The organism is Kitasatospora sp. SolWspMP-SS2h, from assembly GCF_003259315.1.
Taxonomy (GTDB): Bacteria; Actinomycetota; Actinomycetes; order Streptomycetales; family Streptomycetaceae; genus Kitasatospora; species Kitasatospora fiedleri.
This window is the reverse complement of record NZ_QLLT01000012.1, coordinates 21,708-34,848: the sequence shown is the minus strand read 5'-3', so window position 1 is coordinate 34,848 and position 13,141 is coordinate 21,708. Positions and strand designations below refer to the sequence as shown.

Here is a 13,141-nt window from a genome sequence, read left to right as displayed (position 1 = left end):
ACGGGACCGGACCGGACCGGACCGGGAGGGCCGCTCCTACCAGTCGTGCCCGGCGATCTCCCGGATGCCCGGCAGCGCGGCCTCGAAGACCGTCTCGAACCACACCGAGAACGGCTTCCCGGCCCGCAGCTCGCGCAGCTCCGCCGCGGTCACGAACCGGGTGTCCTCGATCTCCTCCGGGTCCGGCTCCAGCTCGGCGGTGACCAGCCCGACGAACAGGTGGTTCCACTCCCGCTCGATCAGCCCGGACGCCTCGTCGGGCAGGTCGTAGCGGACGGTGCCCGCCTCGCAGAGCAGGGCCGGCGCGGCGCCCAGCTCCTCCGCGGTGCGGCGGGCGGCGGCGGTGAAGGGCTGCTCGCCCGGGTAGGGGTGGCCGCAGCAGGTGTTCGACCAGACGCCGGGGGAGTGGTACTTGCCGAGGGCCCGGCGCTGGAGCAGCAGCCGGCCCTGGCGGTCGAAGAGGAAGACCGAGAACGCCCGGTGCAGCCGGCCCGGCTGCTGGTGCGCCCAGAGCTTCTCGCCGGTCCCGATGGTCGCGCCGTCGTCGTCGACCAGTTCCAGCAGGATCTCGCCGGGCGCGGCCGAGGGCGGGGGGGCCAGTTCCGGCGAGAGGGGCTCGGTCGGGCTGACGGCAGGGCTCATGGGCACAATGCCCCTTTCGGCACGTGGACCGGGGCCGCCGCCCGGGCCGTGCGGTCCGCGGCTGCCCGCCCCGGTCCTTGGGGTCGGCTGCACGCGCGTCGGCCCGGACCGGCCGGTCCGGGCGACGGCGTCGGGGCCCAAGTCTGCCGCATGCCCCACCCGTCGCGGGGCCGCGACGCACACCCCGGGGCGGGAGGAGGGGACCACCGGCAGAAGTGTTCGACCGGCGGTCCGTCCCGGTCACCGGACGTTCACCGACCTCTCCCGAACGATCACCGGCGCCGCGCGGGCCCGCGTTCTGGCAGGTCGCCGGGGTCGCCTACCATCAGTGGCACCGGGCGGCCCGCAGCGGCCGCCCGCTCGGCGCGCCGCAGCCGCGGCCGCACCAGACCCGCACGGCACGACCGATCCGGCACGACCGGTCCGGCTCGGTGCCCGCGGCACCCGAGAGAACGTGGAGTCCCGCATGATCGGCCTCGTCCTGGCCGCCGGCGCCGGCCGCCGGCTCCGCCCCTACACCGACACCCTGCCCAAGGCGCTGGTGCCGGTGGACGGGGAGCGGACGGTGCTCGACCTGACCCTGGGGAACTTCGCCGAGGTCGGCCTGCGCGAGGCGGCGATCGTGGTGGGCTACCGCCAGGAGGCGGTCCGCGAGCGCCGGGAGGCGCTGGAGCGCAGGTACGGCGTCAAGCTCACCCTGGTCGAGAACGACAGGGCCGAGGAGTGGAACAACGCCTACTCGCTCTGGTGCGCCCGCGAGCTGTTCGCCGAGGGCCTGCTGCTGGCCAACGGCGACACCGTGCACCCGGCCTCGGTGCAGCGCACCATGCTGGACGGCAACGACCGCCGGATCAAGGAGGGCCGGGCCCCCGGCATCCTGCTCGCGCTGGACACCGTGAAGAAGCTCGCCGACGAGGAGATGAAGGTCGTCGTCGACCCCGAGCTGGGGGTGCGCCGGATCACCAAGCTGATGGACCCGCTGGACGCCACCGGCGAGTACATCGGCGTCACCGTGATCAACCCGTCCGCCGCCGGCGCCCTGGCCGACGCGCTGAAGGCGGTCTACGAGCGCGACCCGCAGCTGTACTACGAGGACGGCTACCAGGAGATGGTCGACCGCGGCCTGACCGTCGACGTGCAGCCGATCGGCGAGGTCTCCTGGGTCGAGGTCGACAACCACGAGGACCTCGCCAAGGCCCGGGAGATCGCGTGCCGGTACTGACCCGCCTGGTGCCCTCGCCGGTCTTCGTGGAGATCCGCGCGGGCGCCCTGGACTCGCTCGGCGGCATCCTCGCCGACCAGCGGCTGTCGGCCGGCGGCCGGATCGCGGTGGCGATCAGCGGCGGCTCCGGCGAGCTGCTGCGCGAGCGCCTGGAGCCGGCGCTGCCCGGCGCCGACTGGTACCGGGTCGCCGACGGCACCCTGGACAGCGCGGTGCGGCTGACCGACGAGATCCGCCGCGGCCACTACGACGCGCTGGTCGGCCTCGGCGGCGGCAAGATCATCGACGTGGCGAAGTACGCCGCGGCGCGGGTCGGCCTGCCGGTGGTCGCGGTCGCCACCAACCTGGCCCACGACGGCCTGTGCTCCCCGGTCTCCACCCTGGACAACGACGCCGGGCGCGGCTCCTACGGGGTGCCCAGCCCGATCGGCATCATCGTCGACCTGGACGTGATCGCCAAGGCCCCGAAGCGGTTCGTGGCGGGCGGGATCGGCGACGCGGTCTCCAACATCTCCGCCTGCGCGGACTGGGAGCTCTCGCACGCGGTCACCGGCGAACCGGTCGACGGACTGGCCGTGGCGATGGCCCGTTCGGCCGGCGAGAACCTGCTCCGGCACCCGGGCACCCTGGAGGACCCGGACCTGCTGACGACGCTGGCGGAAGCCCTGGTACTGTCCGGCATCGCGATGAACATCGCGGGCAGCACCCGGCCCAGCTCGGGCGCCTGCCACGAGATCTCGCACGCCCTGGTCGAGCTGCACCCCAAGCGACCCGGCCAGCACGGCGAACAGGTCGGCCTCGGCGCGGCCTTCGCCTGCCACCTGCGGGGCGAGCGGGACCTGTCCGGACTGATCGTGGAGCGCCTGCGCTTCCACGGCCTGCCGGTGACCGCCGATCAGCTCGGCTTCACCGAGGCGGAGTTCACCGAAGCGGTGCACTACGCTCCGAACACCAGACCGGGGCGCTTCACCATCCTCGAACACCTCGACCTCTCCGTCACAGACATCAGGGACGCGTACGCCGACTATGTCCAAGCCGTCAACAGCTGAACGCCCGCCGGTCGACCTCACCCGGCGCCCGTCGATCGAGGAACTGCGGGCGGTGATCCACCCCGAGGGCATGCTGCAGCGCCGTAGCGCGGAGCACTGGGCGGGCCGCCTCTACATGCGGCGGATCTCGCTGCGGATCACCCGGGTCCTGTCGACCTTCACGGTGATCACGCCCAACGGCCTGACCTACTTGATGATGCTCACCGGCATCCTGGCCGGCGTCGCCCTGCTGGTCCCGGGCCTGGCCGGCGCGGTCCTCGGCGCCCTGCTGATCCAGGTCTACCTGCTGCTGGACTGCGTGGACGGCGAGGTGGCCCGCTGGCGCCGGCAGACCTCGCTGACCGGCGTCTACCTGGACCGGGTCGGCCACTACATGTCCGAGGCCGCGCTGCTCACCGGCCTGGGCCTGCGGGCCGCCGACCTGTTCCACCGCGAGGGCGCGCACGCCGCCTGGCAGTGGGCCTTCCTGGGCACGCTGGCCGCGCTCGGCGCGATCCTGATCAAGTCCGAGACCGACCTGGTGGACGTGGCCCGGGCCCGCTCCGGCCTGACCGCCGTCGAGGACAGCGCCTCGGTGCCGCGCTCGACCGCGGTCGCCAAGGCCCGCCGGGCCGCCTCGCTGCTCAAGTTCCACCGCCTGGTCGGCGCGGTCGAGGCGTCGCTGTTCATCCTGGCCGCCGGCATCGCCGACGCGGTCCGCGGCGACCTGTTCTTCACCCGGCTCGCCGTCGTGGTGCTGGCCGCCATCGCGGTGCTCCAGACCGTCCTGCACCTGCTGTCCATCGTGCTCTCCAGCAGGCTGCGGTGAGCGACGACTTCCGCCTCGGCGCGGTCATCATCACGATGGGCAACCGGCCCGCCGAGCTGAACGCCCTGATCGAGTCGGTGCGCGCCCAGCAGGGTCCGCCGGTGGAGCTCGCGGTGGTCGGCAACGGCGCCCCGCTGCCGGTCCTGCCCGAGGGCGTGCGCACCGTCGAGCTGCCCGAGAACCTCGGCATCCCGGGCGGCCGCAACGTCGGCATCGAGCTGTTCGGCCCGGACGGCCGGGACGTCGACGCGGTCCTCTTCCTGGACGACGACGGCCTGCTGCCGAACACCGACTCGGCGAAGCTGCTGCGCGAGGCGTTCACCGCCGACCCGGCGCTGGGCATCGTCTCGTTCCGGATCGCCGACCCGGAGACCGGCACCACCCAGCGCCGCCACGTGCCCCGGCTGCGGGCCAGCGACCCGATGCACGGCTCCCGGGTGACCACCTTCCTGGGCGGCGCCAGCGCGGTGCGCAGCGCGGTCTTCCCGCAGGCCGGCCAGCTGCCCGCGGAGTTCTTCTACGCCCACGAGGAGACCGACCTGGCCTGGCGGGCGCTGGACGCCGGCTGGTCGATCGACTACCGCCCGGACGTGGTCCTGCACCACCCGGCGACCTCCCCGGCCCGGCACGCCGCGTACTTCCACAACGTGGCCCGCAACCGGGTCTGGCTGGCCCGGCGGAACCTTCCGACCCCGCTGGTGCCTCTCTACTTGGGAACCTGGTTCCTGCTCACGGTGGCCCGCCGTCCCTCCGCCGAGGGGCTGAGGGCCTGGCTGGGCGGTTTCCGGGCGGGCTTCCGCGAGCCCTGCGGTCCGCGGCGGCCCATGCGATGGCGTACGGTCTGGCGTCTGACCAGACTAGGCCGACCTCCGATCATCTGATTGGATCAGTGCTCGATCGCCCGGTCGGTGAGCAGCACCGGCCGGACCCCCGTGATCCAGTGGATCCCCCTCGGCGCAGGCCGGCGGACCCCCGCCGACCGGCCGCCCCGACCGATCCCGCGTGAAGGACGAATGTGTCGACAGTGAGTGAACCCGTCAGCCCCTCGGCCCCCAGGGGTGCGGACGCGGGCCTGACCCCCAAGCAGCTCGCGGACAGGTACGGCCTGTCGGTGAGCGGTGCCCGGCCGGGTCTGTTCGCGTACACCAAGCAGCTCTGGGCGCGACGCCACTTCATCTGGGCCTTCGCCACCGCCCGTCTGGTGGCCCAGTACACCGACGCCAAGCTCGGTCAGCTCTGGCAGGTGGTGACCCCGCTGCTCAACTGCGGCGTGTTCTACCTGGTCTTCGGCGTCATCCTGCGGAGCAAGGAAGGCTTCCCGGACGGCACCTACATCGCCTGGCTGTGCATCGGCGTCTTCATCTTCCAGTTCACCCAGAACGCGGTGCAGTCCGGCACCCGGGCGATCTCCGACAACCTCGGCCTGATCCGGGCGCTGCACTTCCCGCGCGCCAGCCTGCCGATCGCCTTCACCGTGATCCAGCTGCAGCAGCTGCTGATCTCGATGGTGGTGCTGGTGGTGACGGTGCTGGCGGCCGGCATCACCCCGGGCCCGACCTGGCTGCTGATCATCCCGGCGCTGCTCCTGCAGACGCTGTTCAACACCGGCGTCTCGCTGGTCTTCGCCCGGATCGGTGCCAAGACCAGCGACATCTCCCAGCTCATCCCGTTCGTGATGCGGGCGTGGATGTTCCTGTCCGGCGTGATGTTCAGCATCCAGGACCGGGTCAGCTCCTGGCCGCGCGTGATCCAGGTGCTCTGCGACGTCAACCCGGCGTCGGTCTACATGAACCTGCTCCGGCACGCCTTCGCCCCCGTCATCTACAACCCGCACCAGCCGGTGCACCAGTCGCTGCCCCCGCACCAGTGGACGTACGGCATCGCCTGGGGCGTCGGACTGTTCGTCATCGGATTCGTCTTCTTCTGGAAGGCCGAGGAGGAGTACGGCCGTGGCTGACACCGACCTGACCAAGACCTACGTCCAGGACGCCGACATGACGCGCCAGCCCACCGTGGTCGTCGACGACGTGCACATCGTCTACCGGGTGCACGGCGCGGGCTCCGGCAAGGGCAGCGCCACCTCGGCGCTGAGCCGCATCCTCACCCGCAAGCGCGCCTCCGGCGTCCGCGAGGTGCACGCCGTGCGGGGCATCAGCTTCACCGCCTACAGGGGCGAGGCGATCGGCCTGATCGGCTCCAACGGCTCCGGCAAGTCGACCATGCTGGCCGCCATCGCCGGCCTGCTGCCGACCGAGCGGGGCGGCATCTACACCAACGGCCAGCCCTCGCTGCTGGGTGTCAACGCGGCGCTGATGAACGAGCTGACCGGCGAGCGCAACGTGGTGCTGGGCTGCCTGGCGATGGGCATGTCCCCGGCCCAGGTGCGCAAGCGCTACCAGAACATCGTCGACTTCTCGGGCATCAACGAGAAGGGCGACTTCATCTCGCTGCCGATGCGCACGTACTCCTCCGGCATGGGCGCCCGCCTGCGGTTCTCCATCGCGGCGGCGAAGACCCACGACGTGCTGCTGATCGACGAGGCCCTCGCCACCGGCGACCAGGGCTTCCAGCAGCGCTCCAAGGCCCGGATCAACGAGCTTCGCAAGGAGGCCGGCACGGTCTTCCTGGTCAGCCACGACAACAACGCGATCCGCGAGGTCTGCGAGCGCACCATCTGGATCGAGCACGGCGAGCTGATCATGGACGGGCACACCGACGAGGTGGTCCGCCGGTACGAGAAGGGCGAGCGCCCCTGAGCGGGGGCGGGTCGCACGGCGCAGGGCCGGTGCGCGGGGAGCGGATCCCCGGGCACCGGCCCTGCGCCGTGCGGCGGGTGAAGGCGCGGCGGCGGAAGCGTGTCCGTGGCGCGGTGGCGGTACGGCCCGGTGTAGAACGGGGGAGTGACGGCAGTGTCGGATTCAACTAAGTCAGATAACCGGACAATGGCGGTGACGCTGGAGAAGGCCGACCTGGAGAACTTCCCGGTCGCCCCCGGCTTCCTGCCCGCCGCCTGGCGCGGCGACCTGATGGCGGTCTACGGCTTCGCCCGCCTGGTCGACGACGCGGGGGACGGCGACCTCGCCGACCCGGCCGCCGCCGCCCGGCTGCTGGACGTGCCGGGCACGCCCGCGGACGAGGGCTTCCGGCTCGCCCTGCTCGACGGCCTGGAGCGCGACCTCGACCGCGTCTTCGCCACCGCCCTCGGCGGGGACCGGTCCCCGCACGGCACCGCCCCGGGCGCCGACCCGGCCGAGCCCCGGCACCCGCTGATGCGCCGGCTGGTCCCGCTGGTCGAGCGGCACGCCGTCACCCCCGAGCCGTTCCGCCGGCTGATCGAGGCCAACCGGGTGGACCAGACCACCACCCGCTACCCCGGCTACGCGGACCTGCGCCACTACTGCACGCTCTCCGCCGACCCGGTCGGCCGCCTGGTGCTGGCGCTGGCCGGCCGGGCCACCCCGGAGCGGATCGAGCTGTCCGACGCGATCTGCACCGCGCTGCAGATCGTCGAGCACCTCCAGGACGTCGCCGAGGACCTCGACCGCGGCCGGATCTACCTCCCCCTGGAGGACCTCGCGGCCTTCGGCGTCACCGAGCGCGACCTCGCCGCCGACACCGCCTCCCGCGGCGTGCGCCAGCTGGTCGCCTGGGAGGCGAGCCGGGCCCGGACCCTGCTCGACCGCGGCGCGCCGCTGGTGGGTACGGTTCACGGGAGGCTCCGACTGCTGCTGGCGGGATTCACCGCCGGCGGGTACGCGGCCCTGGACGCCATCGAGGCGGTCGGGTTCGACGTGCTCGCGCACCGGGCGAAGCCCGACAAGCGCCGCCTGGCCGGCCGGGCGGCGGCACTCTTCGTGAAGGGAAGGTGAGCGCCCGCGTGGGGGCATCACCACTGGCGTCCGCGCCGGTCATGGCGGCGTACCGGTACTGCGAGGCGGTCACCGCCCTGCAGGCCCGCAACTTCAGCTACGGCATCCGGCTGCTGCCCGAGGCCAAGCGGCTGGCGATGTCGGCGCTGTACGCGCTGGCCCGCCGGGTCGACGACATCGGCGACGGCGACCTGCCCGACGGGCAGAAGGCCGAGGCCCTGGCCCGCACCCGCGCCCTGCTGGACGAGGTCCGGGCGGGCGTCGTCGCCGAGGAGGACACCGACCCGATCAAGGTCGCGCTGGCCGACGCCGCTCGCCGCTTCCCGATCCCGCTCGACGGCTTCGACGAGCTGATCGACGGCGTCGAGATGGACCTCAAGGGCGTCGAGTACCGCACCTACGACGAGCTCAAGGTCTACTGCCGCTGCGTGGCCGGCTCGATCGGCCGGCTCTCGCTGGGCGTCTACGGCTGCGACGAGTGGGAGCGCGGCGCCGAGTACGCCGACACCCTGGGCCTGGCCCTGCAGCTCACCAACATCCTGCGCGACCTGCGCGAGGACGCCCTGAACGGCCGCACCTACCTGCCCACCGAGGACCTGGACCGGTTCGGCTGCCGGGCGGGCTTCGCCCCGGCCGCCCTCCCGGCCGACGCCGACTTCACCGGCCTGGTCGCCTTCGAGGCCGAACGCGCCCAGCGCGCCTTCGAGAAGGGCCTGCGGCTGCTGCCGATGCTCGACCGCCGCAGCCGCGCCGCCACCGCGGCGATGGCCGGCATCTACCACCGCCTGCTCGGCCGGATCGCCGCCGACCCGCACTCAGTGCTCCGCGGCCGGGTCTCGCTGCCCGGCTGGGAGAAGGCGTACGTGGCACTGTCCGGGCTCGCCGGAGGGCGTTCTTGATTCTCGCGCCAGTTCTGTCACGCTGTGTCAACAGGGAATCACGACGCATGCGCACGTTGTTGTGCCCACCGTCCACTGCCGTCCGGGAGGGCCGATGAGCACGCCGACAGCGCCGCGCGAGCGCACCGCCGTCGTGGTCGGCGGCGGCCTGGCCGGCATCACCGCCGCCCTCCGCCTGGCCGACGCGGGCGTGCGCACCACGCTGCTGGAGGCCCGGCCCCGGCTCGGCGGCCTGGCCTTCTCCTTCAAGCGCGGCGAGCTGACCGTGGACAACGGCCAGCACGTCTACCTGCGCTGCTGCACCGCCTACCGCGGCCTGGTCGACCGGCTCGGCGCCGACCGGCTGGTCGAGATCCAGCCCCGGCTGGACGTCCCGGTGCTCGCCCTCGCCCCCGACGGCACCCGCACCCTGGGGCGGCTGCGCCGCGCCGACCTGCCCGTCCCGCTGCACCTGGCCGGCAGCCTGGCCACCTACCGTCACCTGAGCCCGGCCGACCGGCTGCGGGTGGTGCGCGGCGCGCTCGCCCTGCGGCAGCTCGACCTCACCGACCCGGCGCTGGACGACGTCTCCTTCGGCGACTGGCTGCGCCGGCACGGCCAGACCCCGGCCACCGTGGCCGCCGTCTGGGACCTGGTCGGCGTGGCCACCCTGAACGCCACCGCCGACCGCACCTCGATGGCGCTGGCCGCGACGGTGTTCAAGATCGGCCTGCTCTCCGACCCCGGCGCCGCCGACATCGGCACCGCCGCCGTCCCGCTCGGCGAGATCCACCACGACCGGGCGCTGGCCGAGCTGGAGCGGGCCGGCGTCCGGGTGCTGCTGCGCACCCGGGCCGCCGAGCTGAAGGCCGCCGAACCGCACGCCGTCCGGCTGGAGGGCGGCGAGCTGCTCACCGCCGACACCGTGGTGCTGGCCGGCGCCCAGGACACCGCGGCCGCCCTGCTGCCGCCCGGCGCGATCCCCGACCAGCGCCGGCTGGCCGACCTCGGCACCGCCCCGATCCTCAACGTGCACGTGGTCTACGACCGGCCGCTGATCCGCCGCCCGTTCTTCGCGGCGCTCGGCTCCCCGGTGCAGTTCGTCTTCGACCGCACCCGGCACTCCGGCCTGGCCGTCCCCGGCGCCCAGTACCTGGCGCTCTCGCAGTCCGCCGCCGAGGACGAGATCGACCTGCCGGTCGCCGAGCTGCGCGCCCGCTACCTGCCGGAGCTGGAGCGGCTGCTGCCCGCCGCCCGCGGCGCCGGGGTACTGGACTTCTTCGTCACCCGGGAGCGCACCGCCACCTTCGACCCGGCGCCCGGCACCGCCCGGCTGCGCCCCGGCGCGCGCACCGACGTACCCGGCGTCCTGCTCGCCGGGTCGTGGACGGCCACCGGCTGGCCGGCGACCATGGAGGGCGCGGTGCGCAGCGGCCACGCCGCCGCCGACGCCGCCCTGTCCGGCCACGGCCGGCTCCCGGTCGACCGGGGGGACGGGCGGTGGCCCCGATGACGCCGAGCCCCCACTCCCCGACCACCGACACCACAACCGGACGGCCGCCCGCCGCGGCCGGGCGGACGCACCGAGAGGGAACGCACGTGGAGGCACGCACCGGCTCGACGGTCGAGGACACCCCGACCGTCCTGGACCTGCTGGCGCGCGGACGCACGCTCTGCACGCCGCCGATGCGCGCGGCCGTCGCCCGTTTGGCGGCACCGATGGACACCGTCGCCGCCTACCACTTCGGCTGGATCGACCGGGACGGCCGACCGGCCGCGGGCGACGGCGGCAAGGCCGTGCGCCCGGCGCTGGCCCTGCTGTCGGCCGAGGCGGTGGGCGCCGACGCGCGGGTGGGCGTACCGGGCGGCGTGTCGGTCGAGCTGGTGCACAATTTCTCGCTGCTCCATGATGATCTGATGGACGGTGACGAGACGCGCAGGCACCGGGCCACCGCCTGGACGGTCTTCGGCCCGGCCCAGGCCGTGCTGGCCGGCGACGCGCTGGCCACCCTCGGCACCGAGGTCCTGCTGGACGCCGCGGTGACCGGCGGGGCCGACCCGGCCGACGCCGCCCGCGCGGTCCGGCTGATCACTACCGCCACCCGGGGGCTGATCGACGGCCAGGCGCTGGACGTCTCGTTCGAACAGCGCGACGTCGTGACGGTCGAGGAGTGCCTGGCCATGGAGGGCGGCAAGACCGGCGCCCTCTTGGCGGCCTCGGCCGCGATCGGCGCCGTGCTGGCCGGGGCCGACGACCGGGTCTCCGGCGCGCTCCAGCGGTACGGCCACCACCTGGGCCTGGCGTTCCAGGCGGTGGACGACCTGCTGGGCATCTGGGGCGCCACCGAAGTGACCGGCAAGCCGCACTGGAGCGACCTCCAGTCGCGCAAGAAGTCGCTGCCGGTGTGCGCCGCGCTGGCCGAGGGGGGCGCCGCCTCCCGCGAGCTGGCCGCACAGCTGGCCGACCCGACCGGCCGCGGCGAGGAGAGCGAGCAGACGCTCGCCGCCCGCGCCGCGCTGATCGAGCAGGCCGGCGGACGGGCCTGGACCCAGGAAGAGGCCCGCCGCCAGTACGACACCGCCCTCGCCGCCCTCGGCGAGGTGTCGATGGCCGACGAGGTGCGCGAGCACTTCGTCGCACTCGCCGAATTCGTGGTGGTCAGAGAGAGGTGACGTAAGAGTGACAGCAACCGCGGGTGGAAGGCTCGGACCCCAAACCTCAGTTGCCTTAGCACGATCTGACGATTCCTCACCCGCGGCGGCGCTCAGCCGTGCCACCGCACACCTGCTGTCACTCCAGCACGCCGACGGCTGGTGGAAGGGCGACCTGGAGACCAACGTCACCATGGACGCCGAAGACCTGCTGCTCAGGGAGTTCCTGGGCATCCGCACCGAGGAGCAGACCCGGGCCACCGCGGCCTGGATCCGCTCCCGCCAGCGGGAGGACGGCACCTGGGCCACCTTCCACGGCGGCCCGCCCGAACTCTCCACCACCGTCGAGGCGTACGTCGCCCTCCGGCTCGCCGGGGACCCGCCGGACGCCCCGCACCTGCGGGCCGCCGCCGCCTTCGTCCGCGAGCGCGGCGGCATCGCCGCCAGCCGGGTGTTCACCCGGATCTGGCTCGCCCTGTTCGGCTGGTGGCCCTGGGAGAAGCTCCCCGAGCTGCCGCCCGAGGTGCTGTTCCTGCCCAGCTGGGCACCGCTGAACATCTACTCCTTCGGCCAGTGGGCCCGGCAGACCATCGTCCCGCTCACCGTGGTCTCCGCGCACCGCCCGGTCCGCCCCGCCCCGTTCGACCTCACCGAGCTGCACACCGACCCGGCGGACCCGTACCCCGAGCGCCCGCTGGCCCCGCCGCACACCTGGGACGGCCTGTTCCAGCGGCTCGACCAGCTGATGCACCGCTACCACCGGCACGCCATCAAGCCGGTGCGCCGCCTGGCGCTGCGGCAGGCCGCCGCCTGGATCATCGAGCGGCAGGAGGCCGACGGCTGCTGGGGCGGCATCCAGCCGCCCGCCGTCTACTCGCTGATCGCCCTGCGGCTGCTCGGCTACCGGCTCGACCACCCGGTGATGAAGGCCGGACTCGCCGCCTTCGACTCCTTCACCGTCCACACCGAGGACGGCAAGCGCTGGCTGGAGGCCTGCCAGTCCCCGGTCTGGGACACCTGCCTGGCCGCCATCGCGCTGCGCGACGCCGGACTGCCCGGCGACCACCCCGCGCTGGTCCGGGCCGGCGGCTGGATGCTCGACGAGGAGATCACCACCCGCGGCGACTGGGCCGTCAAGCGCCCCCGGCTGGCCCCCGGCGGCTGGGCCTTCGAGTTCGAGAACGACACCTACCCGGACGTGGACGACACCGCCGAGGTGGTCCTCGCGCTGCGCCGGATCGACCACCCCGACGCCGCCCGGCTGGACGGCGCCGTCGAGCGGGCCGTCCGCTGGAACCTCGGCATGCAGTCCAAGGACGGCGCCTGGGGGGCCTTCGACGCCGACAACACCAGCAAGCTCCCCAACAAGCTCCCGTTCTGCGACTTCGGCGAGGTCATCGACCCGCCCTCGGCGGACGTCACCGCGCACGTGGTGGAGATGCTCGCCGAGACCGGCCGCGCCCGGGACCCGCGCACCCGGCGCGGCGTCGCCTGGCTGCTGCGCCACCAGGAGGCGGACGGCTCCTGGTTCGGCCGCTGGGGCACCAACTACATCTACGGCACCGGCTCGGTGGTGCCCGCGCTGATCGCCGCCGGGATCACCCCCGGCCACCCCGCCGTCCGGCGCGCCGTCGCCTGGCTGACCGACCGGCAGAACCCGGACGGCGGCTGGGGCGAGGACATGCGCTCCTACGAGGACCCGGCCACCTGGGCCGGCCGCGGCGAGTCCACCGCCTCGCAGACCGCCTGGGCGCTGATGGCGCTGCTCGCGGCCGGCGAGCGCGACTCCGAGCCGGTCGCCCGCGGCGTCGCCTGGCTCACCGCCACCCAGCGCGGCGACGGGACGTGGGACGAACCACAGTTCACCGGCACCGGCTTCCCCTGGGACTTCTCCATCAACTACCACCTGTACCGGCTGGTCTTCCCGGTCACCGCGCTCGGCCGCTACGTGCACGACGCCCCGCTCGGCCGAGCGGGTGAACGATGAGCGAACGGAGTGAGCCCATCATCGAAGGGACCGC

Annotated in this window: 12 protein-coding genes; 11 read left to right on the top strand and 1 reads right to left on the bottom strand. The window is 73.7% G+C overall.

Annotation, left to right across the window (positions count from 1 at the left end; translation table 11 throughout):
- Positions 1 to 36: 36 nt before the first annotated feature.
- Entirely contained in the window at positions 37 to 642 is a 606-nt protein-coding gene (gene idi / locus K353_RS16355) for an isopentenyl-diphosphate Delta-isomerase (protein ID WP_233533623.1), read from the bottom strand.
- A gap of 466 nt (positions 643 to 1,108) precedes the next feature.
- Between idi and K353_RS16350 the strand changes: the two genes are divergently transcribed.
- From K353_RS16350 to shc, 11 genes are all read left to right on the top strand, one after another.
- Positions 1,109 to 1,864 (top strand): sugar phosphate nucleotidyltransferase, encoded by a 756-nt coding sequence (locus K353_RS16350; RefSeq protein ID WP_111554328.1) that lies wholly within the window; start codon positions 1,109 to 1,111, stop codon positions 1,862 to 1,864.
- Positions 1,852 to 2,913: an iron-containing alcohol dehydrogenase family protein gene (locus tag K353_RS16345; protein WP_100835528.1), complete on the top strand. Its 1,062-nt coding sequence runs from the start codon at positions 1,852 to 1,854 to the stop codon at positions 2,911 to 2,913. Before K353_RS16350 ends, K353_RS16345 begins: the two co-directional genes overlap by 13 nt.
- A complete protein-coding gene (locus K353_RS16340) occupies positions 2,891 to 3,721 on the top strand; it encodes a CDP-alcohol phosphatidyltransferase family protein (protein WP_111554327.1) in 831 nt (276 codons plus the stop codon). The genes K353_RS16345 and K353_RS16340 overlap by 23 nt, the downstream gene beginning before the upstream one ends.
- A gap of 35 nt (positions 3,722 to 3,756) precedes the next feature.
- Entirely contained in the window at positions 3,757 to 4,602 is an 846-nt protein-coding gene (locus K353_RS16335; RefSeq protein ID WP_111554477.1) for a glycosyltransferase family 2 protein, read from the top strand.
- Between the two features lie 134 nt (positions 4,603 to 4,736).
- Entirely contained in the window at positions 4,737 to 5,678 is a 942-nt protein-coding gene (locus K353_RS16330; protein WP_111554326.1) for an ABC transporter permease, read from the top strand.
- A 37-nt stretch (positions 5,679 to 5,715) separates the two neighbouring features.
- Complete coding sequence (locus K353_RS16325; RefSeq protein ID WP_111554476.1) at positions 5,716 to 6,477, top strand: ABC transporter ATP-binding protein; 762 nt, start codon at positions 5,716 to 5,718, stop codon at positions 6,475 to 6,477.
- Positions 6,478 to 6,663: 186 nt separating this feature from the next.
- Complete coding sequence (gene hpnC, locus K353_RS16320) at positions 6,664 to 7,590, top strand: squalene synthase HpnC (protein ID WP_199528121.1); 927 nt, start codon at positions 6,664 to 6,666, stop codon at positions 7,588 to 7,590.
- A gap of 41 nt (positions 7,591 to 7,631) precedes the next feature.
- Positions 7,632 to 8,489: a presqualene diphosphate synthase HpnD gene (gene hpnD / locus K353_RS16315; protein WP_111554324.1), complete on the top strand. Its 858-nt coding sequence runs from the start codon at positions 7,632 to 7,634 to the stop codon at positions 8,487 to 8,489.
- A 94-nt stretch (positions 8,490 to 8,583) separates the two neighbouring features.
- Positions 8,584 to 9,981, top strand: coding sequence for a hydroxysqualene dehydroxylase HpnE (gene hpnE / locus K353_RS16310; protein ID WP_111554323.1), 1,398 nt, complete (start codon positions 8,584 to 8,586; stop codon positions 9,979 to 9,981).
- Positions 9,982 to 10,067: 86 nt separating this feature from the next.
- The gene (locus tag K353_RS16305) at positions 10,068 to 11,141 is read left to right on the top strand and encodes a polyprenyl synthetase family protein (RefSeq protein ID WP_111554322.1); all 1,074 of its coding nucleotides are present in this window, start codon (positions 10,068 to 10,070) and stop codon (positions 11,139 to 11,141) included.
- Positions 11,142 to 11,148: 7 nt separating this feature from the next.
- Positions 11,149 to 13,107 (top strand): squalene--hopene cyclase, encoded by a 1,959-nt coding sequence (shc, locus tag K353_RS16300; RefSeq protein ID WP_111554321.1) that lies wholly within the window; start codon positions 11,149 to 11,151, stop codon positions 13,105 to 13,107.
- The last annotated feature ends 34 nt before the right edge of the window (positions 13,108 to 13,141 follow it).

What these genes read in the sequence shown, in the direction of transcription:
- idi (WP_233533623.1), bottom strand. Translation starts at nt 642, where the DNA reads ATGAGCCCTGCCGTCAGCCCGACCGAGCCCCTCTCGCCGGAACTGGCC.
- K353_RS16350 (WP_111554328.1), top strand. Translation starts at nt 1,109, where the DNA reads ATGATCGGCCTCGTCCTGGCCGCCGGCGCCGGCCGCCGGCTCCGCCCC.
- K353_RS16340 (WP_111554327.1), top strand. Translation starts at nt 2,891, where the DNA reads ATGTCCAAGCCGTCAACAGCTGAACGCCCGCCGGTCGACCTCACCCGG.
- K353_RS16335 (WP_111554477.1), top strand. Translation starts at nt 3,757, where the DNA reads ATGGGCAACCGGCCCGCCGAGCTGAACGCCCTGATCGAGTCGGTGCGC.
- K353_RS16325 (WP_111554476.1), top strand. Translation starts at nt 5,716, where the DNA reads ATGACGCGCCAGCCCACCGTGGTCGTCGACGACGTGCACATCGTCTAC.
- hpnC (WP_199528121.1), top strand. Translation starts at nt 6,664, where the DNA reads ATGGCGGTGACGCTGGAGAAGGCCGACCTGGAGAACTTCCCGGTCGCC.
- hpnD (WP_111554324.1), top strand. Translation starts at nt 7,632, where the DNA reads ATGGCGGCGTACCGGTACTGCGAGGCGGTCACCGCCCTGCAGGCCCGC.
- hpnE (WP_111554323.1), top strand. Translation starts at nt 8,584, where the DNA reads ATGAGCACGCCGACAGCGCCGCGCGAGCGCACCGCCGTCGTGGTCGGC.